Origin of the sequence: Pseudomonas sp. CCOS 191, assembly GCF_001007005.1 — a bacterium.
GTDB classification, from domain to species: domain Bacteria; phylum Pseudomonadota; class Gammaproteobacteria; order Pseudomonadales; family Pseudomonadaceae; genus Aquipseudomonas; species Aquipseudomonas soli.
The window spans coordinates 2,502,755-2,527,901 of sequence record NZ_LN847264.1 but is presented as its reverse complement, the minus strand read 5'-3'; the positions used below and the strand labels follow the sequence as shown (position 1 = coordinate 2,527,901).

Sequence of the window (25,147 nt, the reverse complement as noted above, 5' to 3'; positions counted from 1 at the left end):
TTGCGGCGAACACATGGGGTCCCTCACTCGGTCAATAGCCCTCGCACCCAAAGACCTTGAGAGGGCTGTCCACAAACGCGCCACCGATTCATCACCCACGCTCTGCTCAAGCTTTGAGGAAAGCGCAACAGCGCTGGCAAACCGCGCCGGTTGATCGAGCATGACGAAATGAAAACTGTCATCAATGCGGGTGAGATGGATGTTTCACCATCCCCATGTGCGCATCATCCATCAATGCCTTGGCCATATCGCTCAGGTAATGCGAGGCCCAGACCAGCACCGGTTCGTTGTCCATCACACCGATGAAGGAAGCGCGGCGGGCGCTGTCGAGCAATACGGAAGCCTGCTCCATGGCGTGGTTCGCACAGTTGCCGGGCTCTACGCGGAACAACCGCGTACCTTTGGTTGCGCCTTCCAGGCAGGTGCAAGCGCCCACGGTCCAGCCAAGCTGGCCGTGGTCTGCAGGGGTTTCGTTGTCCATTTGCGAAATCCTCGGGTGTCTTTGATGTAGCGGGTTCGAAGACCGGGTTGCGCGCCGACTGGTTATGCATCAAATGCGTGGGAGCGGGCTTGCCCCGCGATGAGGCAAGCCCAGGTGATGACGGGAATCGCATCAGCTGTTTCACTGATCCGGGCGCCCACTCTCACCAATCCGTGGCGGCTCTGTCAGTGCAGAGTGTATGACGGCGGTCGCGTACTCATGTGGAGCTGGGCAAGTGCCGACTCCAGCAATGTGCGGGTGGCGTCAAGCTCGTGCATCATCGTCAGCATCACCAGGGTGGCCGGTGATTTCGGCAGGTGATTGAACGATTGATGGGCGACGGCCAGCGCGCACATAACGTACTCGGTGGCCTGGACCAGGGTGTCTTCAAGGAGATGGGGGGATTCGGAGGACGGTGGTGGATCCGGGACGATCTTCAACATGACTTCATACTCGACGTTCATGAATGATCAACCAGACACCCATTCACCTGCAGGAGGATGGGTGGCGGCTACGTGCGGGTCTGCAAGTCCGGGGAACATCGAGCGATAACCCGGCCGGCCCGAGGGCCAACCACACGTAGCCACCATTGAGCACAACCACTGGAAAACGCCAGCGACTCGAAGATGAGTACAGTTCGATGTTCAGACGGGCTTGCAGGCCCGGCCGTTGATTTGGCAACGACCCAGCGAGACTAGCCGCCACTTCGAGGGCGCAACAGTGGCCGAAGCATGCTTCGGAAACGGACTACTCGAAATAGGGAAAATCTTATTCATACCTGTAGGACGCGATACGAACTTGCTCCCTACCCCATTACCCAGCTATCCGAGAGATAGTTTGCATCTACCCCATCGCTAGTAGAACATCCCCTCTTTTGCACGAATGGACACGCGCATGAAGTTCGAGAGGACCACTCAGTACAGAACCGATGAAGGGATCGTCTTCAATCTCTCGCAAATTACCCTTATGGAAAGTGACCGAGGCCGCCTGCGCGAGTTGCACTTTGGTGAGGCAAAACGCGCCCACTACCAAGTCAACAACTTGGTCGTGGATCTGTATGATCGGATGCAGGCCCGAAACCTGCCCTGCCTGCTGACAGTCCGCATTTCCAACCCCCTGACCCGGCAGCAAGCCGATACCATCAACACCCTGCGCGGCAACGTCGCCAAAGGAATTGCTGCAGCCTCAGGTGCTGCTGCCGGAAAGGTGGGCGCTTTGGGTGGGCCAATAATTGGCTGGACTTCCGGTGCAGTGGTGACGACAGGAATGAACTGGTACCTCAAAGGGGCCTTGCCTAACCTGCATGCAGGCGACGTACTCGTCAGCATCGAGGGAGAGGTTCATGGCGGGATTGGCCCGCAACGTTCTGGCGTGACGTTGGTCATCAAGGTCTGAGGAGCGACACATGCCTTACATCATGCAAGCTGCCATCCTTCTGGTACTGGGCGCACTACTCGTTCAGTTTCTGAGACCCTCCCCCTTACGCAAGTGGCTGGGCGTGGCGCTGTTAGCCGCGGGCTTGGTCGGCATCTTCAAAGTCGACCAGCAACAGGTGTTGGGCTTTGACCTGGAACTGCTGGCGCTGCTGGCTGTGCCGCTAGGCGTGGTGCTGTTCCTGACGCGGCGGCGATTCTCGGATATGGACTGATAGCCATTCCAAACTCTGGCGAGGAAAAATCCGCCCCCTTTTACTCAGGGGGCGTTTCTGACGGGCGCAAGTCGGGGCGGCCCTGCGCGCGCCTCCCCTGTCTGTGTCACACCTTCTTCACCATTCCCATATGCGCATCATCCATCAATGCCTTGGCCATATCGCTCAGGTAGTGCGATGCCCAGACCAGCACCGGTTCGTTGTCCATCACACCGATGAAGGAAGCCCGGCGGGCGCTGTCGAGCAGCACGGAAGCCTGCTCCATGGCGTAGTTCGCACAGTTACCAGACTCTACGCGGAACAGCCGCGTACCTTTGGTGGCGCCTTCCAGGCAGGTGCGGGGCGTCTTTAAGGAGAAGGAATTCGGCGGACAGTGAAAGATGGCAGCTACGTGCAGGCCTGCAAGACCGGGGCATTACGAGGCGAAAACCCGGCTGACCAAAAGGGTACCCGCACGCAGCCACCAAAAAGCGAGACCCACGACTCAACGCCGAGGCTCATGGTGAGCACCATCGTAATACCGCGCAGGCTTGCAGACCCGGCCGTTGATACGACCCAGCGAGACTAGCCGCCACTTCGGGGGCGCAACAGTGGTCAAAGCATGCTTCGGAAACGGACTACTCGAAATAGGGAAAATCTTATTCATGCCTGTAGGACGGGCTATGATCGTGCTCCCCTACCCCATTACTATTGCGGCAGTTTCGCGATCACCTTGATCTCGAAGTCGAAGCCGGACAGCCAGGTCACGCCGATAGCGGTCACCGTGGGATAAGGCGCTTCGCCCCAATACTCGGCTGCCACCTCCCAGATGGCTTCGAATTTCGAGTCGGGGTCGACCATGAAGATGGTCGTATCAACCACATCCTCGAAACTACCGCCCGCCTCGGCCAGGATCGCGTTGAGGTTGGCAAAGGCCAGGCGAACCTGCGCCGCGAGGTCAGGCTCGGCCGAACCATCCTTGCGGCTGCCGACCTGACCGGATACGAACAGAAAACCATTGGAGCGAATCGCCGGCGAGTAGCGGTGCAACTCGTACAAAGCATGGCGATCTGGCGGGAAAACGACATCACGTTTGCTGGACATGGCCTACCTCGTTCTGGGCCCTAGCGGCCCGGTGTTTACGGTGAGGCCACTATAAAAAGGCCACTTGCCTGGATAAACGGGCAGCTCTGGCCAGGACTGTTTGTATACTCCAAACAATCCAGGTGCGAACGAGGCGTGGAATGGACCGATTCGATGCAATGCAGGCGTTTGCCCGGGTGGTGGAAACCGGCAGTTTCACCAAGGCGGCCGCTACCCTGCACATGAGCAAGACCACCGTGACGCAGCTCATTCAGCAGCTGGAAGCAAGGCTGCGCGTGCGCCTGCTCAACCGCACCACGCGCAAGGTCAATGTCACCGCCGACGGCGCGGCCTACTACGAACGTGTAGTCCGGTTACTGGCAGACATGGACGACGCCGAGACCAGCTTGTCCAGCGCGTCGATGGCGCCGCGCGGTCGGCTGCGGGTGGATGTACCCAGCCCGCTGGCGCGAATGCTGCTCATACCCGCCTTGCCGGAGTTCTTTGCACGTTATCCGGAAATCCAGCTGACGGTGGGCGTGAGCGATCGCATCGTCGACATCATCGGTGAAAACATTGACTGCGTGGTGCGTGGCGGCGAGATCACCGACCAGTCCTTGGTGGCAAGGCATGTGGGCGATCTGAAACTCGGCATCTATGCCACGCCCGGCTATCTGCAGCGCTTCGGGACGCCGGTTCACCCCCTTGAGTTGGAGGAAGGCCAGCACAAAACCGTTGGCTTTCTCTGGTTTCGTACAGGCAAAACCTTGCCCTATGCGATGCACCGAGGTGATGAACGCTTGGAGGTCCAGGCGCGCCCGCAACTGACAGTCGATGACGGCAATGCGTACCTTGCCGCCGGCCTGGCTGGCCTCGGGATGCTCTGGCTACCGCAGTACATGGCCAAACCGCACCTGATCAGCGGCGAACTGCTGCCGCTGTTCGAAGACTGGCACATGTCGCCGATGCCGATGTACCTGGCCTTCCCGCCGAATCGCCATGTCAGCGCCAAGGTGCGAGTGTTTATCGACTGGATAACCGAATTGATGGCCGAGCATGCGCCGGTGATTGGCTGAACCAGGTGCAAGGCCGCTCCAGGCTCCTACTCTCGTCCCTCAAATCGTCGCCTGCTCAGGAACAGCCCTATGCCAAGCGGCACTGCAAGGGCAGACATCAATCCCAGGTCAAAGCCCTGCAGACGAGTCTGGCTCAGCGCAACGCAACCAATCAGTCCAGCAATGACCAATGCAACGCCTAGCCACTTGCGCAGCAGGTATGGCTTCATGAACCGTTCAAATAGAAAAGCCAGTGCAACGAAGATGACTGCCTGGGTAATTTCGGACATGTGCGTCGCCTCTCAAGCCCTGATGATCAGTGATTCGGCAGTGCGCTGCGGGCCAATCCCACCACTCACCTGAGCCTGAATGCTCACGACTACGTCGCCAGCATGGTAAGTGGGTAAGACGTCATTAACGTAAGAGCGCACGCCCATACCTACAGCAGTACCTGCCGCCATCCCTGCTACTGGCCCGGCCAGATTGCCCACAGCACGGGCAGCCCCGCCGAAGGCGGAGAGCGCCAGGTTAGCAATGCTGGTGCGCTGGGTATTGAGGGTGTCTGCTTGTTGACGGGTCAGCGGTTTGGAAATACCGACCATCATCACGCAGGGCAGGTTTTTGGCCTGCATCTTGTCGTAAACCTCTACGACTTTACTATTGACTTGGTAATGGGCGTGCTTTGCTTCGCCAAAATGCAGCTCGCACAAACGACCGCGGTCACTCTCGGTGAGGGTGATCTGCGAGACGTTGAACACGATCCCGTGGTGGCCCATGTACTGGAATGTCGCTTCAAAGTTCACTTAACGCATCCTTACGAAACAGCCAGAGTTTCTGAACAGCTGGGTATCCATATGCAGCTGAAAGTTGACACGATCCCTTTAGGAGTGGGCTTGTGCCGCGAAATGGCTGCATAGCAAGAAGCCGAACTCATGCATCGGGAAAGATCTTGAGCGTGATGAAACTCTCTGGTTACGCTGATCGGACCGCAACCCATCGCTTCCAGGCGAAGAGGTGGCGGCTATGTACGGGTCTGCAAGACCGGGGCAACCAGAGTAAGCCCGGCTGACCCGAAGGCCACCCGCACGCAGCCACCATGACGCACAGCCAATGGCTTGAGACCAATGGCAAAAGGGTGGTGCTGATCTAGTTGTCCCGCTCGGGCTTGCAGACCCGGTCGCTACTTTTTTGTAGCGACCCAGCGAGACTAGACCTCGGTTGGATGGCGTAAAAGCGGGTAAAGCATGCTTCGGAAACGGACTACTCGAAATAGGGAAAATCTTATTCATGCCTGTAGGACACGCAATGAACTTGCTCCCCTACCCCATTACCTAGCTATCCAAAAAACAGTCTGCATCCCCCAGCGCGATAGAACCAAGTAGTACAAAAGTTATTCAAGATGATCCAGACGGAGCAGTTGCACCGCCTCTATTACGGTAGTTTCGCGATCACCTTGATCTCAAAGTCGAAGCCGGACAACCAGGTCACGCCGATAGCGGCCACCGTGGCGTGCCTTGCCGCCGACCTGGCTGGCTGGCCTCGGGATGCTCTGGCTACCGCAGTACATGGCCGAACCGCACCTGATCAGCGGCGAACTGCTGCCGCTGTTTGAAGACTGCCACATGTCGCCGATGCCAATGTATTTAGCCTTCCCGCCGAATCGCCATGTCAGCGCCAAGGTGCGGGTGTTTATCGACTGGATAATCGAATTGATGGCCGCTGACCGCAATAGGCCAGAAGCAGTCACATGCGAATGACACCTGTAGAATTACAGCGGTCGAATCACTTTACAGGTATTCCACCAACAAAAAACGGAATTCGCTGAATTTCCATCTCATTCATTTCTCGCCAATCGCCACGCAAAATACCGTACTCAAGTTCGGCGCTTTCCATGGCATCTTCTAATCCAAGCATCAAGTGGTCGCCTTCAATCTGGAGCTCTTCGTAGTCTTCAAAGCGAATCTCCAGATATACCGGGTCATCGCCTTCGACTTCTAGGCCAAAAAGCACGAGCGAGGTTACGCCCGGCCGAAATTCGTTGAGTTTCCTTACATTCGCAAAAAAGTAATTCGTAGGTTTGGGCATGATGTCGGTCGCCTCATCTATTCATACAACTGCTCTAGATCGATTTGAGTCGGCCACAACTGGCAGCTTCCGGCCGAGAACTACACATCTTGCTGGAAAGACCAAGCTTGCAGAGGCGACAGGCCATTGGTACGTTCGCGGCCGTCTACTGATGGGAGCCTGACATGGAAACCGATTTCTCGTTGCAGATCGAACGCGCCGCTTATGAGGAGTTCGTCCGGCTTTGGAGTCAAGGGAGCTTTGAGCATCAGCGACTGGGCCAAGCGTTCTACAACCACTTCAACCTACACAAGCTCGCCGATCAGGCTTCATTACGCAGCCTTTACGAAGCAGATGGTAAGAAAGCTTTGAGGTTGATTCTAATACTTTTTCACCTTCATTGAGTGGCCGCTTCCGCCCCATAGCTGCCCTTGGCAGAGGGCAGATAACAGCCAGAACCGGTCGACACAAACCAACCCGGTACAGATAATCAAAATCTCACAGGGATGCCCGGGAACGAATGTCATGGACAGTCTTGCGACGCTTGTCACTGATCGGCTGGTTCTCACCCCCCTCCAGTTAGAGGATTCGCCCATCATTCAGGAGCTGTTCCCCTGCTGGGAGGTGGTTCGCTACCTGGATCGTCGTGTCCCATGGCCGTATCCAGAAGACGGGGCGCTGATCTATGTCCGAGATATCGCCCTGCCTGCCATGGCAGCAGGTCGGGAATGGCACTGGATGATCCGCATGCGCGATGATGCCAGCTGCACCCTGGGTAGCATCAGTTTGTATGATCAGCCTGGAAACAACAGAGGCTTTTGGCTCGCCCCACAGTGGTGGGGAAAGGGCTACATGCGCGAGGCATGCCGGATCATCAATGCCTATTGGTTCGAGACACTGTTGCGTCCGGTCATGCAGGTTCCCAAAGCGGTTGCCAACGACGCATCTCGCAGGGTCTCGAAACATGAGGGTATGCGCTTGGTAGACGTGCGGGCAGGAAATTTCGTATCTGGACGGATGGAGGTCGAAGTATGGGAGATGACTCGTGCTGACTGGTTGGAAAGCTCGACTGCCAGTCGCTAGTTCTTTACGTCAGCGGTTGAAGCGCAGGCAGCCGCCCCCGCACCGAGGGGCGGCGTTGGCTTGCCTTTTTGGCTCTACCCGCGCAGTGCGGCGGGCAGATCAGCAAGGGAACAGCTTGCCCAGACAGCTGAGTTTTTTCTTGTAGGAACGTCGGGCTTGCAGCGCCTCTTCCAGAGTCACCGCGACGAAGCGGGCCTTCTGGTTGGGTTGCATCTGGCCGACCAGATCGAGGTCGGCGCTGATCACCGTGCCGATCATTGCGTAGCCGCCACCGGACACTGCATCGCGGTGCAGAATGATGGGCTCGAGCCCTGCCGGCACCTGGATAGAGCCGATCGGGTAGCAGCTGTCGACGATGTTCGAAGGATCGGAGCCGGCGCCGAACGGCTGCTCGCGAGGCTGGAAGCTCAGCGGGCTGCCACCCTTGAAGCGATAGCCGATGCGATCTGCCTCCGAGCCGACGGTCCAGGCTTCGGCGAAAAAGCTGTCCGCCGCCGCCAGGGTCAAGCGATCGTAGTACAGCCCCGGCACCACCCGCAGGGTGACCTCCCCTCCCAGCGACTGTCGCAACGCCATGGGCAGACTCGCCCCGACACGCCCCTTGCCGCTGGCGGCGCCTATCGGCAGTTCATCGCCAATCACCAGCCTGCGCCCCTGAAAACCACCCAGCGCCCCCAGCGCGTAGGTGGAACGACTGCCGAGTACCACCGGTACATCGATACCGCCGGCCACCGCCAGATAAGCCCGCGCGCCAGCCTTGGGAAAATCGAAACGCAGCACTTGTCCGGCCTTCACTTCGAAGGCGGTGTCCAGATGCATGTCCACGCCATCGACTTTCGGCGTCATCTGCGCACCACATACCGCCACCAGGGCGTCCTGCTGAAACTCCAGCTCCGGCCCCAGCAAGGTGCACTCCAGCGCCGCCGAATTGGCCGGATTGCCCACCAACTGGTTGGCCGCGCTCAGGGCGTACTGATCCAGCGCCCCGGAAGGTGGTATCCCCAGATGGTAGTAGCCCTCGCGGCCGAGGTCCTGCACTGAGGTGGCCAGGCCTGGTTTGAGTACCTTGATCATGCCAGCACCTCCTGCAGCGACTTGGGATAGCCGATCGGGTCGGCGAGGAACGCATCGAGCGAAAACTCCACCGGACGGATGCGCAGATCGAAGCGCCCGGCTTCGACCTCGGCCACGGCGTGGTCATAGGCATCGCGGTCCATCGACTTGAACTGCACGATGTCGCCGGGACGGAAGAACACCATGTGTTCCTTGAGGTACCCCAGGTTCTGCTGCGGGTCGTAGATCGGTGCCGGAGTGACGCCAAACATCTGGTAGCCACCGGCGCCACGCACCGAGTAGATGCAACCGAAGCAGCCGCCATGGCCCAGGGTCAATTTCGGCGTGTCGGTACGGGGTCGCAGGTACTTGGGTACCTGCAACTGGCGTTCGCGCTCGACCATCTGGAACATGAACGGCAGGCCCGCCACGAAGCCCACCATCGAAACGAACCACGGCGCGCCACTGTGGGCGGCGATGAACGCCTCGACGTCGGCCAAGCCGTTGATGCGCGCGGCGTATTCCAGGTCCGTGGCGTTCGGGTCCTGGTGGCGGTCGCGAAAGCGCATCAGGGTTTCGTGGGTCCACGGATCGTTGTAGAGCACCGGGATTTCGATTATCCGGGTGTGCAGGGTGCGCTCGGCCACGGCCTCGGCTTCGGCGCCCTTCACCGCTTCGAGCAGATCGGCCGGGGCGATGCGGTCCGGATCGAAACGGATCTGGAACGAGGCGTTGGCCAGGCACACGTCGAGCACACCATCGAGGGCCAAGCGCTCCACCGCACGGGTGACGGCCATGCCCTTGAAGAAGGCTTCAAGAGACATGCTGTCGCTGACTTCGGCAAACAGATGTTCGTCGGCGCCAAAGCTGTAGCGAATCGGACTGCTCATGCTGCACCTCCGCTGCGGCGCTCGGCCAGCCAGGTTTCCAAAGTGCCGGTGTGGAAATCGGCGGTGTGCAGCCAGGGTTGCTCCAGCAACTCGCCGTGCAGAGACAAGGTGCTGGCCATGCCCGTGAGCGTGGTCTGCTCCACGGCCAGTCGCGCGCGGGCCAGGGCCTCGGCGCGATCGCTGCCATGGACGATCAGCTTGGCCAGCAGCGAGTCATAGTATGGCGGTACCCGGTAGCCTTCATACAGATGGCTGTCGACGCGCACGCCCTCGCCTTCCGGCCAGTTCAGCGCTTGCACAAGACCCGGGCTTGGGAAGAAATCCCGCGCCGGGTCTTCGGCATTCAGGCGCATTTGCAGGGCCGCGCCGTTGAGCCGGATATCGCTTTGCTTGAGGCCCAGCGGTTCGCCGCCGGCGATGCGCAACATGGCCTGAACCAGATCGATGCCGGTGATCAGCTCGCTGACCGGGTGTTCCACCTGGATCCGCGTGTTCATCTCGATGAAGAAAAACTCTCCGGTGGCGTCGTCGTACAGATACTCAAGGGTGCCCGCGCCCTGATAGCCCAGGGCCTCGGTCAGGCGCACGGCACTCGCGCAGAGGGTCTCGCGCTGCTGCGCATCGAGGACCGGCGACGGCGCTTCTTCGAAGATCTTCTGCCGGCGGCGTTGCAGCGAACATTCCCGTTCGAACAGGTGCACCGCATGCTTGCCATCGCCCAGCACCTGCACTTCGATGTGCCGGGCCTTGCCAATAAAGCGCTCCAGATACACCGCGCCATTGCCAAAGGCGGCCTGGGCTTCGCGCTGGGAACGGGGGAATTCTTCGCGCAATTGTTGCAGGTTTTCCGCCAGACGAATGCCGCGTCCGCCACCTCCGGCCGAGGCCTTGATCAGCAGTGGGAAACCGACGGATTCGGCGGCTTTGAGCGCCGACTCCACATCGAACAGTTCATCCGGGGAGCCGGGCACCACCGGCACACCCGCGGCTTGCGCAGTGCGCCGGGCTTCGGCCTTGTCGCCCATGCGCCGGATGGTCTCGGGGCTTGGGCCGACGAAAATCGCCCCGGCGGCTTGCACCGCTTCGGCAAATTCGGCGTTCTCCGAGAGAAAGCCGTAGCCTGGGTGCACCGCGTTGGCGCCGGTGGCCTTCAGGGCACCGAGCAGCGCTTCGACATTGAGGTAGCTCTTGTCGGCGCGGGCCGGGCCGAGGATGTGCACTTCGTCGGCCATGCGTGCGGCCTGGGAATCGACGTCTGCTTCGCTGCACGCCGCCACAGTGGGAATCCCCAGCGCTTGCGCGGCGCGGATGATCCGCACGGCAATCTCGCCGCGGTTGGCGATCAGCAATTTACCAATGCCTTGAGTCATGGTCGTGCCCTCACGCGTCTTCGAGTGTGGCGATGACCTGACCCGGCTCAACCGGATCACCGTCTTCGACCAGAAACGCGTCCAGACGCCCTGCCGTGCCGGCGGTCAGTTCGGAAAACTGCTTCATGACCTCGATCAGGCCGATCACCGTGTCGGCGCTGACCTGGGCACCCGCCTCGACGTAGTTCGGCGAGTCCGGGGTGGCCTTGCGGTAGAAAGTCCCCGGCAACGGGGTGATGACTGTGTGCTGCGCCATGTCTGTTCCTCTTGGAATAGTTGTAGAAAGGCAGGCAAAAAATCTGTGTGTCGAGTAAGCCCTGGCGTCTGCGTGCCAGGTGACTTCGGTTGCGTTATCGCGGAGCGCGCACCTGGATCCCTGCGCCATCGAGCGCATTACGGGTAGCCTCGACCAGTGCCAGGGCACCGGGTGTATCGCTGTGCAAGCAAATGGAGTCGAATTCGATCGCCAGGTCTTCACCCTCCACCGTGCGCACCACGCCCTCCTGGCAGGCACGCAGTACCCGCGCAGCTACTTGCGCGGGGTCGTAGGCACGCACGTTGCGGGTGAAGACGATGGAGCCGCTGAGGTCGTATTCGCGGTCGGCGTAGAACTCGCGGATCACCGGTTGGCCCAGCTCCGTGGCGATACGCCAGATCGCCGAGTCGGGCATGCAATACAGCAGCAGCTCGGGCTCCAGGCGCTGCAGGTTTTCCACCAGCAAACGCGCCGCTTCCTCGTCCCGGGCCAGGTGCATGTACAGCGCGCCGTGGGGTTTGATGTGTTGCAGGGCTACGCCTTGAACCCGGGCGAGTTCACGCAGGGCGCCCAGCTGATAGAGCATGTCGTCCACCAGCTCCTGGGCCGGTGCATTGATGTGACGGCGGCCGAACCCGACCAGGTCGCGAAAGCCCGGATGGGCACCGACGGCCACGCCCAGGCGCTTGGCCTGCTCGACAGTGCGACGCATGGTGCCGGGGTCGCCGGCATGGAAACCGGTGGCGATGTTGGCCGAGCTGATGAAGCCCATCAGTTCGTTGTCGACTCCGTCGCCGATAGTCCACGGACCGAAGCCTTCGCCCATGTCCGAATTGAAATCTACTGCCTGCATGACACTCGCTCCTGACGCTTGTGACTTCATGCAGAGCACGTTAAATTCCAACCACCCCCTTGGGAAGATCTATTATCAGAGGGGCTATCTTCTGAAAATCAGATACCTCATCAAGCGGAGTGTTCATGTCACTGACCCTGCGCCAGGTTCGCTATTTCGTCGCCACGGCCGAGATCGGGCAAATCTCCCAAGCTGCGATTCACTTGAATATTTCCCAGTCGGCGGTGACCACGGCGATCAAGGAACTGGAGGGCATGCTCGGCACGCTGCTGTTCCAGCGCTCGGCCCAGGGCATGAGCCTGACCGATGCCGGACGGCACTTTCTCAATCGGGCCTACGTGATCTTGCGCAGCGTCGACGACGCCCTTAACAGCCCACTGCCGGACGTTCGTGCCACCGGCCTGTTGCGGATAGCGGCCAGTTACACGGTGATCGGCTACTTCCTGCCGCACCATCTGCAACGCCTGGAGCACTGGCACCCGGACGTGGCCATCGAAGTGCACGAACGGGAGCGCCAGGCCATCGAGCATGGCCTGCTGGAAGGCGAATTCGACATGGCGGTGGTGCTGACCTCGAACCTGACCCACCCGGACATCGTCTCGAAAACCCTGTTCAATTCCGAGCGCCGGCTGTGGCTGCCCAGCCATCACCCGCTGTGCGAACACTCGGCCGTGAGCCTTGCCGACGTCACACACGAGCCCTTCATCCTGCTGACCGTCGACGAAGCCGAACAAAGCGCCATGCGCTACTGGGAACATGCCCGACAGCAGCCCAACGTGCGAATCCGCACCAGCTCCGTGGAAGCGGTGCGCAGCATGGTGGCCAACGGCAGCGGCGTGGCGATCCTCTCCGACCTGGTACACCGCCCCTGGTCGCTGGAGGGTAAACGCATCGAAACCGTGACCATCACCGACAAGGTCACCCCCATGAGCGTCGGCCTGGCCTGGCATCGCGAGCGGGAATTCAGCCCGGCGATGCACGCGTTCCACAATTACTTCCACGATGCATTCCTGGCGCCGCAGCAACTTTCCGCACGGCGCTGAAAGCAAGCAAATGCCCCTGATCCATCAGGCCAGTCATGCACTGCGCCCTTGTGCATTCTTGTCGATACTCCATTAGTCTCATATGATACTAAGTCTCATTTGCACCAGTTCTGTGGCAGCTCATGGCATCCATCGATACCGCTCAGCTCACTGCTCTCTACCAACAGCAACACCGCTGGTTGCGTAGCTGGCTTTATCGGCAATTGAGCTGCTCACACCGCGCTGCTGACTTGATGCAGGACACCTTCATGCGTCTGTTGGCCAGCAACGAGGCGCTGGAAATCCGCCAGCCTCGGCCTTTTCTGGCCAAGGTGGCACGCAGTGTCCTGTCCAACCACTACCGCCGCGCACGCCTGGAAAAAGCCTATCTGGAGGCGCTGCAGACCGAGGACCAAAGCGTACTGCCGGATCTGGCGACCCAATTGATTCTTTTCGAGACGCTGGTACGACTCGACGAAGCGCTGTGCGAACTGGATATCGCCGTCAAGAAGGCTTTTCTCTGGTCGCAACTCGATGGGCTCAGCCACGCAGAAATTGCCGAGCGGCTGGGTATTTCAATCGCTACCGTCAAGCGCCATATCATCAAGGCGGGGGCGCGATGCATGCTGGTGACGGAATCGCTGCAATGACTATCCCCGCAAACGCCTTTGGCCAAGAACCCTCGCTATCGCCGAAGATGTGTGAGGAAGCCATGGAATGGTGGCTCGATATGCAGGAGGCCCATTTCGATTCACCCGCACAGGCCGCTTTCATGGCGTGGCGTGGTGAACACCCCTTGCATGAGCTGGCCTGGGAAAAAGCCTTGGCGCTGGGGGCGCAGCTCGACTCATTGCGCACCCAAGGTGATCCAGGCCTCGCCCGACAGGCCCTGTTGCTCCCCTCCCAGGAAGGGCTGAGCAGGCGTCGGGCAATAAAGGGCCTGGCCTTGCTGCTGGCTGCAGGTACCGGTGCCTGGTTGAGTCGAGATAGCGAGTTGGTGTCGCGCATGAGTGCCGACTACACCACGGGTGTGGGCGAGCAGCGACGTGTTGCGCTGGCCTCGGATCTGTCGCTTGAACTCAATACCCGTAGTGCGATCAATGCTCGCGCGACTGACCAGCGCTGGCACCTGCGATTACTCAGCGGCGAGGTTCTGATCAACACTGCCTTGAACCCGGCGCTGTTTATCGAAACCGCTCAGGTTCGGGCGCAGGCGTCCTCGGCGCGTTTCACGATGCGGCAGTTTGACAATGGCTCGACCCAGTTGGCGGTCTATCGTGGCTCGCTTGACGTCCTGCCGACTCAAGCCAGCTCCTGGACTACCCTGCAAGCCGGACAGCTGGCGCGTTTCGGGCCGCTCGGGATGCTCGACCAGGGGGCAATGCAAGCATCCACTCCCGCTTGGGCCGAAGGCATGATCGTCGCCAACGGCCAGCCGCTTCAGGCGTTCCTCAATGAACTTGGCCGGTATCGTCATGGGCATCTGGGGTGCGACGCCGCCTTGGCCAACCTGCGTGTATGGGGCACCTACCCGCTGGCAGACAGTGATCGAATCATCGATGCCGTCGCCCAGACACTGAAACTGGATGTACAGCGTTTCACTCGCCTGTGGATCAACTTGCGTCCCCTGCCCGCTAACGTTTGAGTTTTTTCGTCCTCGATGAGCCGTTTTGATTTCTGGCGAGACTCATAGGCCATACATCAAAAATCATCGGGAAACTTCACATGCATCACCGCAGTATTTCCTCCTACTACGTAACCTCGCTCGCCACTACCGCAGCGGTTCTGCTCGCCACTTCAGCGCCAGCCTGGGCAGCCGCCGATAGCCACGTGCAGCACTACGAAATTGCCCCGGCGCCACTGGGCGCTGCGCTCAATCAACTGGGCCAGCAAGCCCACTTGTTGTTGTCGTTTCCCAATGAGTTGATTGCCGGGCAAAACAGCCAGGGCTTGAATGGTGATTACACGGTCGACGGCGCTTTACAGGCGCTACTCGAGGGCAGCCAACTCATTGCGGTTCGCCAGCCGGATGGGCGATACACCCTCCTGCGCGCACCAGCCTCTGCCGCCCTGGAGCTTCAGAGCATTTCCATTTCGGGCAAGGCTCCCGGGTCGACTACAGAAGGTACCGGGCTCTATACCACCTACTCATCCAGCAGCTCGACCCGTCTGAACCTGACCCCCAAGGAAACCCCGCAGTCGCTGACCGTGATGACCCGCCAGCGCCTGGATGACCAGCGCCTGACCAATCTCAGCGATACCCTCGATGCCACGCCGGGCATCATCGTGTTGCGCGACGGACAGGGTGCCGAATCCGACGGTTACTTCTCGCGTGGCTTCGAGATTCAGAACTTTGAAATCGATGGTGTGCCCACCGTCAAGCGCATGGACAATTACACCCAGAGCATGGCCATGTATGACCGTGTGGAGGTAGTGCGCGGTGCTACCGGCCTGATCAGCGGCCTGGGCAGCCCTTCAGCGACGATCAACCTGATCCGCAAGCGTCCGACCGCCGAGGCTCAGGCCAGCGTCACCGCTGAAGCCGGCAACTGGGACCGCTACGGTACCGGCTTTGATGTATCCGGCCCGCTGACCGAAACCGGCAACGTACGCGGTCGCCTGGTCGCTGACTTCAAGACCGAGCAGTCCTGGATCGACCGCTACAAGCAGGACTCGCAACTGATCTACGGCATTACCGAGTTCGACCTGACCGAGGACACCCTGCTGACGATGGGCTTCAGTTATCAACGCACAGACGTTGACTCCCCCATGCGCTCCGGCCTGCCAACCCGCTTCACTGACGGCTCTCGTACAAACCTCAAGCGCTCGCTCAATTCGGCTCAGACCTGGTCTTACAACGACCATGAACAAACCAGCTTTTTCACCTCGATCGAGCAGCAGTTTGCCAATGGCTGGAGCGGGAAGATCGAACTGACCCACTCCGAAAACAAGTTTGACGAAGTCTTCAACTACGTCAACGGTAGCCTCAACCCGGACGGAAGTGGCACCACTCAGTTGCCAGTGCGCTTCTCCGGTATCCCACGCCAGAACAACATCGATGCGTACCTGACCGGCCCGTTCGGCCTGTTGGGCCGCGAGCACGAGTTGATCGCCGGCGTTACCTTGTCCAACTACTACGAGAGCGTGCCAAGCTACGGCGGCTGGAAATACGATTACTCGGGCTCTCCCGCCGGCGCGATCGACAACCTGCTGAACTGGAACGGTGCCTCGGTGAAACCGGAATTCGACGTCACGGGCAAATCCACTGTCGACGAAACCCAATACGCCGCCTACCTCGCCACGCGCCTGCATGCCACCGACGATCTGAGCATCTTGCTGGGTAGCCGCGTGATCGACTGGCATCGTGACATCGAGGATAAGCCCTACAACGCAGAACACACCAAGACCAAGGAATCGGAAACCGGCGTCTACATTCCGTATGCCGGCGTGGTGTATGACGTCAACGATACGTGGTCGCTGTATGCCAGCTATACGAAAATCTTCAACCCTCAGTCGTCCTGGGTTCGCGACATCAACAACAAGCCACTGGACCCGATGGAAGGCACCGGCTATGAAGTCGGTGTCAAGGGCAGCCACTTCGACGGCAAGCTGAACTCCAGCATCGCGCTGTTCAAGATCGAGCAGGACAACCTGGCGATCTGGATCGACACCCCAGGCGGCAACACTTACAAGTCGGAACAGGGCACTACTACCAAGGGCGCTGAGTTCACCCTGGACGGAGAACTGGCCGAAGGCTGGCAGGCCTCCGCCGGTTATGCCTATGCGGTGAGCACCGACGCTGACGACCAGCGTATCGTTACCACCCTGCCCCGCCACAGTCTGAAGACCTTCACCAGCTATCGCCTGCCGGGCATTCTGGACAAGGTCACCCTCGGCGGCGGTGTGAACTGGCAGAGCAAGACCGGTGCCGACCTGCACACCTTCACCCAGGGCAGCTACGCCGTCACCAACCTCATGGCTCGCTACGACTTCAACCAACACCTGAGTGCGTCAGTCAATCTGAACAACGTGTTCGACCGCGAATACCTCAGCTATGCCGGCGACCACGGTATGTACGGTGCACCAAGAAACATCATGACGGGCATCAAATACAACTTCTGACGTTCGCACGCTCCGTACTGAACCAGGGCTGTCGGTTTCAACCCAGTATCAACGGCCGCAAGACCAAGGGCATTTACACGACTGGAAATCGATGGCTCTGGCGCTCGACACTTAGTTTCGCGGCAGTATGTTCAGCATATTGTCCTGTGCCATGCCGGAAGGACGTACAGGAATGCCTGCGCCGAGTTTTCTCAGCACGACATAGAACACCGGCGTCAGGAACAAGCCGAACAACGTCACGCCAAGCATTCCGCAGAACACCGTGACGCCCGTGACATGGCGCACCTCGCTACCCGCACCGCTGCCGAGCAGAAGCGGTACGGCGCCGGCAATGAATGCCACCGAAGTCATCACGATCGGCCGCAGCCGCAACCGACAGGCCTGCAAAGCGGCATCCACCGTGCCTCGCCCCTGTATTTCCAGCTCCCGGGCAAACTCGACGATCAGGATCGCGTTCTTGCAGGCCAGCCCCATGAGCACCACCAGGCCGACCTGGACGAACACGTTGTTGTCCTCACCGACCAGCCAGACGCCGCTCAGCGCCGCGAACATGCAGATGGGCACGATCAGGATGACCGCCAGCGGCAAGGTCCAGCTTTCGTACAGTGCCGCCAGCACCAGGAAGGCGAGCATGACCGCGACGGGAAACACGATCGCTGCGGTATTGGCCTGGGTGACCTGCTGATAGCTCAGGTCCGTCCACTCCAACTCGATGCCCCGTGGCAGCGTGCGGGCCGCGATCGCTTGCAGCTTGGCGATGACCTCGGCCGACGACATCACCGTCGGGTCGGCGTCGCCGATCAGGTCTGCGGCGGGATAGCCGTTGTAGCGCATCACCGGATCCGGGCCGAAGGTCGGCACGATATCGACGACCGCAGCGATGGGGACCATGTCGCCGCGGCTGTTTCGCACACGCAGGCTACCGATATCCTGCGCCGTCTGGCGGAAGCTCGAATCGGCCTGGGCGACCACTCGATACACCCGGCCAAACAGGTTGAAGTCGTTCACGTAGACCGACCCGAGGTACGTCTGCAAGGTCTCGAAGATGGCCGTCAGTTCCACCCCTTGAGCTTGCGCCTTGGTACGGTCGACCTTGACGTCAAGTTGCGGAATGTTGGACTGGTAGGAACTGACCGGGAAAGTCATGCCCGGCGTGCTGGCAACCTCGCCCTGGAACCTGGTGAGCGCCTGCTGCAACGCGGCATAGCCCAGCCCGCCCCGGTCGGTGAGAAACAGCGAGTAGCCGGAGCCGTTGCCCAACCCCTGGATCGGTGGCGGCAGCAACGCGTAGGCGGCACCGTCCTTGATCGCCGCGAACCTGGCGTTCAGCTCGGTGTTGATGTCCGCTGCGCTGCGCGTGCGTTCGCCAAAGGGCTTGAGCAAGACATACGCGGTCACCAGGTTCGGCGTGGTGGTGCTCTGCAGCGCATTCATGCCGACATAAGCGTTGGCGTAATCAACGCCCTCCACGCTTGAGGCGATTACCGACATCTGCCGGGCGACGGCTTCGGAGCGGGACAGCGACGCACCGGGCGGCAGTGTGGCCCCGGCAAACAGATACAGCTTGTCCTGATTGGGAATGAAGCCACCCGGGATCGTCTTGAACAGCACCCCGGTAGCCCCCAGCAATGCTGCGTAGACCACGAACACCAACCCTTTGCGCGGCAGCAACCGCGCAACGCTGCCTTCGTAACGTGCCGAACTGCGATTGAAGAATCGATTGAACGGGCGCAACAGCCAGCCCAGGGTGTAATCCATCCCACGGGTCAGCCGATCCCTGGGGCTGTCGTGATGACGCAGCAGCTTGGCCGCCAGGGCGGGCGACAGGGTCAGCGAGTTGATCGTCGAAATCACCGTGGCAATAGCGATCGTGACCGCGAACTGCTTGTAGAACTGCCCCGTGACACCGCTCATGAATGCCATTGGGATGAACACGGCACACAGCACCAGGCCGATAGCGAGAATGGGGCCTGACACTTCGCGCATGGCCTGGTGCGCCGCCTGGTGCGGCATCAAGCCAAGCGCGATGTTGCGCTCGACGTTTTCCACCACGACAATCGCATCGTCCACCACGATCCCGATGGCCAATACCATGCCGAACAAGGTGAGGGTATTGATCGAATAGCCAAGCAGGTAGAGAAACGCGAACGTGCCGACGATCGAGACCGGCACGGCGATCAGCGGGATGATCGAGGCGCGCCAGGTCTGCAGGAACAGCACGACCACCAGCACGATCAGCACCATCGCTTCGAACAGGGTGTGCTGGACGGCGCTGATTGACTCACGGACGAATACTGTCGGGTCCCAGACTGGGGTGTAGCGCACACCCTCGGGGAAATCCTTGGCCAACGCGTCGAGCTTCGCATATACCGTGTTGGCGACATCGATGGCGTTGGCCCCGGGCGTCAGGAAGATCCCGATGGCGACTTCCTGGTTCTTGCCGCGAAACACGCGCATCGTATAGTCGCCCGAGTCCAGTTGCACACGGGCCACATCGGCAAGGCGGGTGACTTGTCCGTCGCTCCCGCTCTTGAGGATGATATCGGCGAACTCCTGTTCGGTTTTCAGGCGGCCCTGGACGTTGATCGAGACCAGGAACTCCGTATCCCGCGGAGCAGGCTCGGCCCCCAGCTGGCCTGCAGAAACCTGCACGTTCTGCTGGCGGATCGCGCCGATCGCATCCCCAGCGGTGATGCCACGAGCGGCCAACTTGTCCGGATCGAGCCAGATACGCATGGCGTAATCACCCGAGCCGTAGAGCACGACGTCGCCGATGCCTTGGATGCGCGCCAGCTCATCCTTCACGTGCAAGCGCAGATAGTTGCGCAGGTAGAGAGCATCAAACTCATCGTTGTCGGAATACATGTCCACATACATCAGCGGCGTCGGCGACTGCTTCTGGGTGGTGATGCCATATTGGCGCACCGACTCCGGCAAACGCGAAAGGGCCTGGCTGACACGGTTCTGTACGCGAACGGCAGCAGTATCGGGGTCGACCTTCGAATTGAAGGTGACGACCACCTGCAGGGTGCCATCGGAGCTGGCCACGGACTTCATGTACACCATGTCCTCGACTCCGGTGATCGCCTCTTCCAGCGTAACGGCGACCGACTCGGCAATTTCCTTGGGGTTGGCGCCGGGGTAGGTCGCTTTCACCACCACGGTGGGTGGCACCACTTCCGGGTACTCTCCGACCGGCAACAGTGGAATGGCGATCAGGCCCGCGGCAAAAATAACGACCGACAGGACGATGGCGAAGATCGGCCTGTCGATGAAGAATCTAGAGAAATCCATGGTGGGAGCCTTTGCGGATCATCGTCCGTCATGACGGGTGCTGGAAACTTTCAGCTCATCGTTTTCAGGCGCGAGCACAGTGGGCAGGACCGGGGTTCCCGAGGCATAGATCTGCTGCAGTTCGGAAACGATGACCTGCTCGTCCGAGGCCAGGCCTACCGAGATGACACGTTGCTTGCCAAGCAGCCTGCCCGTTTCGACGTAACGCTTTTCGGCCGTCTTCGCGTCGCTGAGCACATAGACATACTGCTTGTCCTGATCGGTCAGGATGGCCCGATCAGGTACCACGACGACTTGCACCGCCTCACCTGGTGAAAACTGGACCTTGGCGAACAGGCCCGGGGTCAAGTGCCTGTCCGGGTTGCGCACGGTGGCGCGCGCGCGGATCGTGCCGGTCGCGGCGTCCACTTCGTTGTCCACGAACGTCAGCTCACCTTCGTACGCAAAGCCGTTGTCAGTCGCCAAGCCGATACGCACCGCGGCCTTCGCCGAGGTCGCGAGCGTTTTACGGTAGTTCAGGTAACTGTGTTCATCGGGGTCGAAGTAGACATGGACCGGATCCTGCGACACGACCGATGTCAGCACGGACTGATCCGCCACCGCGAGGTTGCCAATGGTCAGCCGAGCGCGGCTGGTACGACCGTCGATTGGCGATCGAACCTCGGTGAATTCAAGATTCAATGCTGCGGTGGCGACCGCAGATTCGGCGGCGTGCACCTCGGCAATCCCCTGCTCGTAGGCCGTGCGCCGCTGCTCGGCGAGTTCCTTCGAAACGGCGTTGGCACTGATGAGTTTTTGCGCGCGCAGGTCTTGCTGCCTGGCAAACGCCAGCGAAACACGCGCCCGCTCCAGCTGGGCGCGCGAGCTGTCCAACGCGGCGCGGTAGGGACGCTGATCGATGACAAAAAGCAGATCGCCCTTGCGGACCTCGCGGCCTTCACCATAGGCCACCTTGGTGATGTATCCGCCCACCCGGGGAAGAATCGCCACCGACTCCATGGCAGCCACGCGACCATTGAAGCTGTCCCAATACCTGACGTTTCGAAGCTTCGCGCTCACGACATCGACAGCGGGAGGGCTGGCGGCGATCGACTCTGGTTCTTTGCTGCAACCGCTGGCAAGCAAGGCAGCGATGATGATTGCGGTAACGCTGACGGAAGGGGCACGCACAGGGCTGTCCTATCTATTTCGATGAGTGACTAGGGTGCAGTCGTTGCATGGCTCGTACTGTAGGAAAAGCAAATACTCGGATAAACTAGCCATAATCGTTTTGTTTTTACGGAAATCCGGACAATGGCTTTGGACCGCTTGGAGGCCATGCGCGCGTTCTGCCGTATCGTCGAAGTAGGCAGTTTCAGCGGCGCAGCGGAGTCGCTGGGGTTGGCCAAGACGACGATCTCAGGCCAACTGCAGGCGCTGGAGGCGCTGCTGGGGATCAAGCTGCTGCACCGCACCACCCGCAAGGTCTCCCCCACCACAGAAGGCGCCGCGTACTACGCTCGGGCACGTGCGGTCATCGACGATGTGGACGAACTGGAGGCCTCGGTATCCCAGAGCCGCAACGTCGTGCGCGGGCGGGTGCGCATCGAGATGCCGTCACCGGTCGGGATTCTGTTCATCGTGCCGGCACTGCCCGACTTCACCGCCAGGTTCCCGGAGATTCATCTCGACATCGGCTGCAGCGAGCGCGTCGTCGACCTTGTCCAGGAAGGCGTCGACTGCGCGATTCGTGGCGGCGTGGTCGCGGACCAGGACTTGGTTTGCCGCACGATAGGCCAGATGCGCTTGTGCTTTTGCGCCTCACCCGCCTACCTGGCGTCGGCAGAGCCGATCCACACGCCTGCGGACTTGCCACGACACAAGCACCTGGGCTTCAAGTTTCCCGCCACGGACAGGCGATATATCCCGACCCTTACCCGCGGAACCGAGCACTTCACCCTGGATCATCCGCCAAGCATGTACTTCAACAACGGCAGCGCCACGGCCGCCGCCGCGGTCGCCGGCCTGGGCGTCGCATTCCTGCCCAGGGCGGAGGCCGAGCCTCACTTCAGAAGTGGCGCCCTGGTCGAGGTCCTGCCGCACTGGCAGATGGCGAGCATGCCCCTGTCCATCGTCTATCCCTACACGCGGCATTTGTCGGCGAGAGTAAGAGCGTTCGCCGACTGGGTAACGGCGTTGATGGCAAGCGATCCCCTGTGGTCGCAGCTTGAGAAAGCCTAGGCTCTGTGGCAGACCATCACCACCGCCTGACACCGGCCTCAAGCAACGCCGCAATGATGAACGGCCCCTTCCTCTCCAGGTATTCAGCCATACCGCCGGTATTGGAAGCCTCCAGCTCGAGCTTGAGGTCTTGATATCGCTGCCGGAGGGAGGCGTCGTTTCTGAGCAGATCCCTGAACGTCAGCATCTGGATGACTGAATCGTGACCACACCTGCAAATATGGATCTTGTGGGTGCGCACCTCGCCAACATTGCGGCGGTAGAAATGGTGTCCTTCCGACAGGTCAGTGCCGCGTACATACCCCAGCTTCAGCAACACCTCGTCCCGCGCTGCCTCATTGCGATGCTCTGAAACCTCGATCAGCACATCGATCTCAGCCTTGGCTGCAAGTTGCGGGACAGCCGTGCTGCCGACATGGTGCAGGGCGAGAAGCTCATCCCCGAATGCCGAAGCGAGCAGCACTTTGTCCGCCTCGTACCGCTGCGGCCATTCAGGGTTGTAGATCGTGATCTTGCTGGTCAGCGCCATGGGCCATCCTTGGGCAGGTTGAAACGTTGTGATGCGTCTTCAAGGCAGGCGTCTGCCAACAATCAAACGAGAACGGGCCTTTAATGACCTCGCGCCACCTGATCAGGCAATGCGCCCAGGCTCGCGAGAAAAACCTCGGTATCTCGATTGGACCGCAGGCAGACCACGCGACAACCCGACGGGGCGGTCGCCACGAATCGCTTCATCGCCTCCCGGGACGAGTTTTTCGTCCGCCACATGAACCTGAAAAACTCCGGCAGGTTGGCCAGCAGTTCCGGACAGTCGTCCGGCAAGTCAGGCCGAGATCGACCGCGGCTCAGCATCGTTCTGAAGAACACACGCAAGAATCGAAGCGGCGCCGAGCGATCGATCCATATCACCGTGTCAGCGCGGGCCAGCCGGTTTTGCCATGTCGTCGAGTGCCCGCCTTCGAAGATCCAACGCTCACGGGCCTCGACCTCATGGCAAAGACGCGTCTTCTCGTCACGGCTGCGCTCGACCCACCCTGGCTGCCAGTGAATCGTGTCGATATGCACGACCGGCAAGCCCGTGCGCTCGCCAAGCTTGCGCGCCAGGGTACTTTTCCCAGACCCTGGCTGACCAATGATCATCACCCGTTGCATTGAAGCTCCCTCTCGCCATGCCTGCTGATTTTTGGGGGCGCGATTGTACGGCAATGGCGGGTTCGGTCAACTGCAAGCGCATGCATGCTTTGAGCGTCCGTTGTAGGTCGATAGCCGTTCATTGATGACTGGTATCGACCCATAGTGGACGTTTGAGTGATCGGTGATTGCTTCGACGCTTTTCAATGAGCATCATCGGGGTTCGACAAGGAGACGTCTCTATGCCCAAACCAGTGCTGCATCTCATCTCAGGAAAGATTGCATCCGGTAAGTCAACACTAGCCAAAAGTTTGGCAACTGAAGGATCGACGGTTCTGCTGACTGAGGATCATTGGCTCTCACGGCTATACCCTGGACAGATCAAGTCAGTAACCGACTATGTGCGTTTTGCGCACCAGATTCGGGAGGTGCTGGGCCCACTCGTCATTGATGTTCTTCGGGCTGGAGTGACTGTCGTTTTGGATTTTCCTGCCAATACTCCTCAAGATCGACAATGGCTGCGCGGCCTGGCTGACGCCGCCGAGGTTTCACATTGCGTCCACTATATCGAGGTGGACGATGACACCTGTCGAGACAGGTTGCATATTCGTAATCACCATGGTGAGCATGAGTTTGCGGCGACTGACGCGGAGTTCGATCTGATCACTAGCTACTTTCGAGCACCACATGAGAATGAAGGGCTCCAGATTGAAATTCACCGATAACGAGTAGCCCCTGCGAGATTGAGTTATCTCTAATGCGGCATTGGGCCGCTAACGTCCGACATCGGATGGCCTCTATGGGACGGTAGCAGCCCTTCAATGCCGGCAGCTTTCAACCCAAAGCGGCGGTCCGCAATCAGCCAAAATCGGACATAGATCTGCTGCAACGCTACTCTGCGACCGATCCACTCAAGGCCGCCCCATGGATATACCGTCTAGCTTCATCATCCATGAATCCAGGTACTGGATTCTCAATCAGCGCATGGACAGTGCGTTGCCAGGCTACCTGATGCTCAGTGCCAAGCAGATGACCAATTCCCTGGCAGCACTGCCGCTCGAAGCACAGGCAGAGTTGGGTATGTTGCAGGCGCGAATTCAGCACGCGATCGAAGCGGATCTCCGGCCCAAACGCTTGTATATCGGTCGCTTTGGGCATGATGCTGGTTACTCCATTCACTTCCACTTCATCCCAGTGTATGACTGGGTGGAAGCCTTGTTCTGGCTCGACGAAAGGTACAGGCTGCTGCAAACCTTCGGCTCAATAGACAGCGCGCTGCTGCAGACAGATGGCGCAGAACTGATGCTGTTTGTCTGGCGGGAATTTTGTGAACGCCCTGTGCCGCCACCGGTTCAAGGCCCCTGTGTTGACGACGTTATTGCGGCCCTACGCAGCGCTTTGGATTGTGAGCTGCCTCATTGACCTGGAAAGTTTAGCTTACGCAGTTGGCCGCTTTGGGTCGAAAGCTGTCATTCGCGACGGGCTGCTTTCGCCCCATAGAAAACTGTGCAGAAGCATGGCCTAGCCATTTACTGACCCCGAG

At 60.0% G+C, this 25,147-nt stretch carries 28 protein-coding genes and 2 pseudogenes; 13 read left to right on the top strand and 17 right to left on the bottom strand.

The window, feature by feature from the left end; genetic code table 11:
* Nucleotides 1-181: 181 nt before the first annotated feature.
* On the bottom strand, nt 182-481 hold the full coding sequence (locus tag CCOS191_RS11490; protein ID WP_046855309.1) for a DUF3077 domain-containing protein: 300 nt from the start codon (nt 479-481) through the stop codon (nt 182-184).
* Between the two features lie 185 nt (nt 482-666).
* Complete coding sequence (locus CCOS191_RS11485; protein WP_046857755.1) at nt 667-924, bottom strand: hypothetical protein; 258 nt, start codon at nt 922-924, stop codon at nt 667-669.
* Nucleotides 925-1,375: 451 nt separating this feature from the next.
* On the opposite strand from CCOS191_RS11485, the gene CCOS191_RS11480 reads away from it, so the two are divergent.
* Both CCOS191_RS11480 and CCOS191_RS11475 read left to right on the top strand, forming a co-directional pair.
* Nucleotides 1,376-1,876, top strand: a complete 501-nt coding sequence (locus tag CCOS191_RS11480; RefSeq protein WP_046855308.1) for a hypothetical protein — start codon at nt 1,376-1,378, stop codon at nt 1,874-1,876.
* 10 nt (nt 1,877-1,886) lie between these two features.
* On the top strand, nt 1,887-2,129 hold the full coding sequence (locus CCOS191_RS11475; RefSeq protein ID WP_046855307.1) for a hypothetical protein: 243 nt from the start codon (nt 1,887-1,889) through the stop codon (nt 2,127-2,129).
* Between the two features lie 106 nt (nt 2,130-2,235).
* Here the strand turns inward: CCOS191_RS11475 and CCOS191_RS28385 are convergent, their stop codons facing one another.
* Entirely contained in the window at nt 2,236-2,433 is a 198-nt protein-coding gene (locus CCOS191_RS28385) for a DUF3077 domain-containing protein (protein WP_269451419.1), read from the bottom strand.
* 383 nt (nt 2,434-2,816) lie between these two features.
* Nucleotides 2,817-3,212, bottom strand: coding sequence for a RidA family protein (locus CCOS191_RS11465; RefSeq protein ID WP_046855305.1), 396 nt, complete (start codon nt 3,210-3,212; stop codon nt 2,817-2,819).
* Nucleotides 3,213-3,352: 140 nt separating this feature from the next.
* Between CCOS191_RS11465 and CCOS191_RS11460 the strand changes: the two genes are divergently transcribed.
* Complete coding sequence (locus CCOS191_RS11460) at nt 3,353-4,267, top strand: LysR family transcriptional regulator (protein ID WP_046855304.1); 915 nt, start codon at nt 3,353-3,355, stop codon at nt 4,265-4,267.
* A 26-nt stretch (nt 4,268-4,293) separates the two neighbouring features.
* Here CCOS191_RS11460 and CCOS191_RS11455 read toward each other — a convergent pair whose 3' ends face one another.
* From CCOS191_RS11455 to CCOS191_RS28380, 3 genes and pseudogenes are all read right to left on the bottom strand, one after another.
* Entirely contained in the window at nt 4,294-4,536 is a 243-nt protein-coding gene (locus CCOS191_RS11455) for a hypothetical protein (RefSeq protein WP_046855303.1), read from the bottom strand.
* 12 nt (nt 4,537-4,548) lie between these two features.
* Nucleotides 4,549-5,049: a hypothetical protein gene (locus CCOS191_RS11450; RefSeq protein ID WP_046855302.1), complete on the bottom strand. Its 501-nt coding sequence runs from the start codon at nt 5,047-5,049 to the stop codon at nt 4,549-4,551.
* Between the two features lie 628 nt (nt 5,050-5,677).
* A pseudogene (locus tag CCOS191_RS28380) lies at nt 5,678-5,764 on the bottom strand (RidA family protein); the annotation flags it as partial.
* Between the two features lie 11 nt (nt 5,765-5,775).
* Between CCOS191_RS28380 and CCOS191_RS11445 the strand changes: the two are divergent.
* Nucleotides 5,776-6,003: pseudogene (locus CCOS191_RS11445) on the top strand (LysR substrate-binding domain-containing protein); the annotation flags it as partial.
* A 25-nt stretch (nt 6,004-6,028) separates the two neighbouring features.
* Here the strand turns inward: CCOS191_RS11445 and CCOS191_RS11440 are convergent.
* A complete protein-coding gene (locus CCOS191_RS11440) occupies nt 6,029-6,331 on the bottom strand; it encodes a hypothetical protein (protein WP_046855300.1) in 303 nt (100 codons plus the stop codon).
* Nucleotides 6,332-6,495: 164 nt separating this feature from the next.
* Here CCOS191_RS11440 and CCOS191_RS11435 point away from each other — a divergent pair, with 164 nt between their 5' ends.
* Both CCOS191_RS11435 and CCOS191_RS11430 read left to right on the top strand, forming a co-directional pair.
* Nucleotides 6,496-6,714: a hypothetical protein gene (locus CCOS191_RS11435; RefSeq protein ID WP_046855299.1), complete on the top strand. Its 219-nt coding sequence runs from the start codon at nt 6,496-6,498 to the stop codon at nt 6,712-6,714.
* Nucleotides 6,715-6,835: 121 nt separating this feature from the next.
* Nucleotides 6,836-7,393 carry a GNAT family N-acetyltransferase gene (locus tag CCOS191_RS11430; RefSeq protein WP_046855298.1) on the top strand — a complete coding sequence of 186 codons (558 nt, stop codon included), beginning with the start codon at nt 6,836-6,838 and terminating at the stop codon, nt 7,391-7,393.
* Nucleotides 7,394-7,492: 99 nt separating this feature from the next.
* On the opposite strand, the gene CCOS191_RS11425 is transcribed toward CCOS191_RS11430, so the two are convergent.
* The 5 genes from CCOS191_RS11425 to CCOS191_RS11405 all read right to left on the bottom strand — a co-directional run bounded on the left by CCOS191_RS11425 (nt 7,493) and on the right by CCOS191_RS11405 (nt 11,815).
* Nucleotides 7,493-8,467 carry a biotin-dependent carboxyltransferase family protein gene (locus tag CCOS191_RS11425; RefSeq protein WP_046855297.1) on the bottom strand — a complete coding sequence of 325 codons (975 nt, stop codon included), beginning with the start codon at nt 8,465-8,467 and terminating at the stop codon, nt 7,493-7,495.
* Nucleotides 8,464-9,336: a 5-oxoprolinase subunit B family protein gene (locus CCOS191_RS11420; protein WP_046855296.1), complete on the bottom strand. Its 873-nt coding sequence runs from the start codon at nt 9,334-9,336 to the stop codon at nt 8,464-8,466. The genes CCOS191_RS11425 and CCOS191_RS11420 overlap by 4 nt, the downstream gene beginning before the upstream one ends.
* On the bottom strand, nt 9,333-10,706 hold the full coding sequence (locus CCOS191_RS11415; RefSeq protein ID WP_046855295.1) for an acetyl-CoA carboxylase biotin carboxylase subunit: 1,374 nt from the start codon (nt 10,704-10,706) through the stop codon (nt 9,333-9,335). The genes CCOS191_RS11420 and CCOS191_RS11415 overlap by 4 nt, the downstream gene beginning before the upstream one ends.
* Before the next feature lie 10 nt (nt 10,707-10,716).
* The gene (locus CCOS191_RS11410) at nt 10,717-10,962 is read right to left on the bottom strand and encodes an acetyl-CoA carboxylase (RefSeq protein WP_046855294.1); all 246 of its coding nucleotides are present in this window, start codon (nt 10,960-10,962) and stop codon (nt 10,717-10,719) included.
* A 94-nt stretch (nt 10,963-11,056) separates the two neighbouring features.
* Nucleotides 11,057-11,815, bottom strand: coding sequence for a 5-oxoprolinase subunit PxpA (locus CCOS191_RS11405; protein ID WP_046855293.1), 759 nt, complete (start codon nt 11,813-11,815; stop codon nt 11,057-11,059).
* A 125-nt stretch (nt 11,816-11,940) separates the two neighbouring features.
* Between CCOS191_RS11405 and CCOS191_RS11400 the strand changes: the two genes are divergently transcribed.
* From CCOS191_RS11400 to CCOS191_RS11385, 4 genes are all read left to right on the top strand, one after another.
* Nucleotides 11,941-12,858 carry a LysR family transcriptional regulator gene (locus CCOS191_RS11400; RefSeq protein ID WP_046855292.1) on the top strand — a complete coding sequence of 306 codons (918 nt, stop codon included), beginning with the start codon at nt 11,941-11,943 and terminating at the stop codon, nt 12,856-12,858.
* 122 nt (nt 12,859-12,980) lie between these two features.
* A complete protein-coding gene (locus CCOS191_RS11395; protein ID WP_046855291.1) occupies nt 12,981-13,487 on the top strand; it encodes a sigma-70 family RNA polymerase sigma factor in 507 nt (168 codons plus the stop codon).
* Nucleotides 13,484-14,482 carry a FecR domain-containing protein gene (locus CCOS191_RS11390; protein ID WP_046855290.1) on the top strand — a complete coding sequence of 333 codons (999 nt, stop codon included), beginning with the start codon at nt 13,484-13,486 and terminating at the stop codon, nt 14,480-14,482. Before CCOS191_RS11395 ends, CCOS191_RS11390 begins: the two co-directional genes overlap by 4 nt.
* An 80-nt stretch (nt 14,483-14,562) precedes the next feature.
* Nucleotides 14,563-16,959, top strand: coding sequence for a TonB-dependent siderophore receptor (locus tag CCOS191_RS11385; protein WP_046855289.1), 2,397 nt, complete (start codon nt 14,563-14,565; stop codon nt 16,957-16,959).
* Nucleotides 16,960-17,070: 111 nt separating this feature from the next.
* Here the strand turns inward: CCOS191_RS11385 and CCOS191_RS11380 are convergent, their stop codons facing one another.
* Together CCOS191_RS11380 and CCOS191_RS11375 are read right to left on the bottom strand one after the other, a co-directional pair.
* Nucleotides 17,071-20,253, bottom strand: a complete 3,183-nt coding sequence (locus tag CCOS191_RS11380) for an efflux RND transporter permease subunit (RefSeq protein WP_046855288.1) — start codon at nt 20,251-20,253, stop codon at nt 17,071-17,073.
* Between the two features lie 18 nt (nt 20,254-20,271).
* Nucleotides 20,272-21,423 carry an efflux RND transporter periplasmic adaptor subunit gene (locus CCOS191_RS11375; RefSeq protein ID WP_046855287.1) on the bottom strand — a complete coding sequence of 384 codons (1,152 nt, stop codon included), beginning with the start codon at nt 21,421-21,423 and terminating at the stop codon, nt 20,272-20,274.
* A 123-nt stretch (nt 21,424-21,546) separates the two neighbouring features.
* On the opposite strand from CCOS191_RS11375, the gene CCOS191_RS11370 reads away from it, so the two are divergent.
* Nucleotides 21,547-22,473, top strand: coding sequence for a LysR family transcriptional regulator (locus CCOS191_RS11370; RefSeq protein ID WP_046855286.1), 927 nt, complete (start codon nt 21,547-21,549; stop codon nt 22,471-22,473).
* Between the two features lie 16 nt (nt 22,474-22,489).
* On the opposite strand, the gene CCOS191_RS11365 is transcribed toward CCOS191_RS11370, so the two are convergent.
* Both CCOS191_RS11365 and CCOS191_RS11360 read right to left on the bottom strand, forming a co-directional pair.
* Nucleotides 22,490-23,002, bottom strand: a complete 513-nt coding sequence (locus CCOS191_RS11365) for a GrpB family protein (RefSeq protein ID WP_046855285.1) — start codon at nt 23,000-23,002, stop codon at nt 22,490-22,492.
* Between the two features lie 80 nt (nt 23,003-23,082).
* Nucleotides 23,083-23,625 carry an AAA family ATPase gene (locus CCOS191_RS11360; protein WP_046855284.1) on the bottom strand — a complete coding sequence of 181 codons (543 nt, stop codon included), beginning with the start codon at nt 23,623-23,625 and terminating at the stop codon, nt 23,083-23,085.
* Between the two features lie 221 nt (nt 23,626-23,846).
* Here CCOS191_RS11360 and CCOS191_RS27220 point away from each other — a divergent pair, with 221 nt between their 5' ends.
* Nucleotides 23,847-24,329 carry an AAA family ATPase gene (locus CCOS191_RS27220; protein ID WP_082120399.1) on the top strand — a complete coding sequence of 161 codons (483 nt, stop codon included), beginning with the start codon at nt 23,847-23,849 and terminating at the stop codon, nt 24,327-24,329.
* Between the two features lie 199 nt (nt 24,330-24,528).
* A complete protein-coding gene (locus CCOS191_RS11355) occupies nt 24,529-25,026 on the top strand; it encodes an HIT family protein (RefSeq protein WP_046855283.1) in 498 nt (165 codons plus the stop codon).
* The last annotated feature ends 121 nt before the right edge of the window (nt 25,027-25,147 follow it).

Bases quoted from the DNA above. Each gene is read 5' to 3' on its own strand.
- CCOS191_RS11490 (WP_046855309.1), bottom strand. From the start codon at position 481: ATGGACAACGAAACCCCTGCAGACCACGGCCAGCTTGGCTGGACCGTG.
- CCOS191_RS11485 (WP_046857755.1), bottom strand. From the start codon at position 924: ATGTTGAAGATCGTCCCGGATCCACCACCGTCCTCCGAATCCCCCCAT.
- CCOS191_RS11480 (WP_046855308.1), top strand. From the start codon at position 1,376: ATGAAGTTCGAGAGGACCACTCAGTACAGAACCGATGAAGGGATCGTC.
- CCOS191_RS11475 (WP_046855307.1), top strand. From the start codon at position 1,887: ATGCCTTACATCATGCAAGCTGCCATCCTTCTGGTACTGGGCGCACTA.
- CCOS191_RS11465 (WP_046855305.1), bottom strand. From the start codon at position 3,212: ATGTCCAGCAAACGTGATGTCGTTTTCCCGCCAGATCGCCATGCTTTG.
- CCOS191_RS11460 (WP_046855304.1), top strand. From the start codon at position 3,353: ATGGACCGATTCGATGCAATGCAGGCGTTTGCCCGGGTGGTGGAAACC.
- CCOS191_RS11455 (WP_046855303.1), bottom strand. From the start codon at position 4,536: ATGTCCGAAATTACCCAGGCAGTCATCTTCGTTGCACTGGCTTTTCTA.
- CCOS191_RS11440 (WP_046855300.1), bottom strand. From the start codon at position 6,331: ATGCCCAAACCTACGAATTACTTTTTTGCGAATGTAAGGAAACTCAAC.
- CCOS191_RS11435 (WP_046855299.1), top strand. From the start codon at position 6,496: ATGGAAACCGATTTCTCGTTGCAGATCGAACGCGCCGCTTATGAGGAG.
- CCOS191_RS11430 (WP_046855298.1), top strand. From the start codon at position 6,836: ATGGACAGTCTTGCGACGCTTGTCACTGATCGGCTGGTTCTCACCCCC.
- CCOS191_RS11425 (WP_046855297.1), bottom strand. From the start codon at position 8,467: ATGATCAAGGTACTCAAACCAGGCCTGGCCACCTCAGTGCAGGACCTC.
- CCOS191_RS11420 (WP_046855296.1), bottom strand. From the start codon at position 9,336: ATGAGCAGTCCGATTCGCTACAGCTTTGGCGCCGACGAACATCTGTTT.
- CCOS191_RS11415 (WP_046855295.1), bottom strand. From the start codon at position 10,706: ATGACTCAAGGCATTGGTAAATTGCTGATCGCCAACCGCGGCGAGATT.
- CCOS191_RS11410 (WP_046855294.1), bottom strand. From the start codon at position 10,962: ATGGCGCAGCACACAGTCATCACCCCGTTGCCGGGGACTTTCTACCGC.
- CCOS191_RS11405 (WP_046855293.1), bottom strand. From the start codon at position 11,815: ATGCAGGCAGTAGATTTCAATTCGGACATGGGCGAAGGCTTCGGTCCG.
- CCOS191_RS11400 (WP_046855292.1), top strand. From the start codon at position 11,941: ATGTCACTGACCCTGCGCCAGGTTCGCTATTTCGTCGCCACGGCCGAG.
- CCOS191_RS11395 (WP_046855291.1), top strand. From the start codon at position 12,981: ATGGCATCCATCGATACCGCTCAGCTCACTGCTCTCTACCAACAGCAA.
- CCOS191_RS11390 (WP_046855290.1), top strand. From the start codon at position 13,484: ATGACTATCCCCGCAAACGCCTTTGGCCAAGAACCCTCGCTATCGCCG.
- CCOS191_RS11385 (WP_046855289.1), top strand. From the start codon at position 14,563: ATGCATCACCGCAGTATTTCCTCCTACTACGTAACCTCGCTCGCCACT.
- CCOS191_RS11380 (WP_046855288.1), bottom strand. From the start codon at position 20,253: ATGGATTTCTCTAGATTCTTCATCGACAGGCCGATCTTCGCCATCGTC.
- CCOS191_RS11370 (WP_046855286.1), top strand. From the start codon at position 21,547: ATGGCTTTGGACCGCTTGGAGGCCATGCGCGCGTTCTGCCGTATCGTC.
- CCOS191_RS11365 (WP_046855285.1), bottom strand. From the start codon at position 23,002: ATGGCGCTGACCAGCAAGATCACGATCTACAACCCTGAATGGCCGCAG.
- CCOS191_RS11360 (WP_046855284.1), bottom strand. From the start codon at position 23,625: ATGCAACGGGTGATGATCATTGGTCAGCCAGGGTCTGGGAAAAGTACC.
- CCOS191_RS27220 (WP_082120399.1), top strand. From the start codon at position 23,847: ATGCCCAAACCAGTGCTGCATCTCATCTCAGGAAAGATTGCATCCGGT.
- CCOS191_RS11355 (WP_046855283.1), top strand. From the start codon at position 24,529: ATGGATATACCGTCTAGCTTCATCATCCATGAATCCAGGTACTGGATT.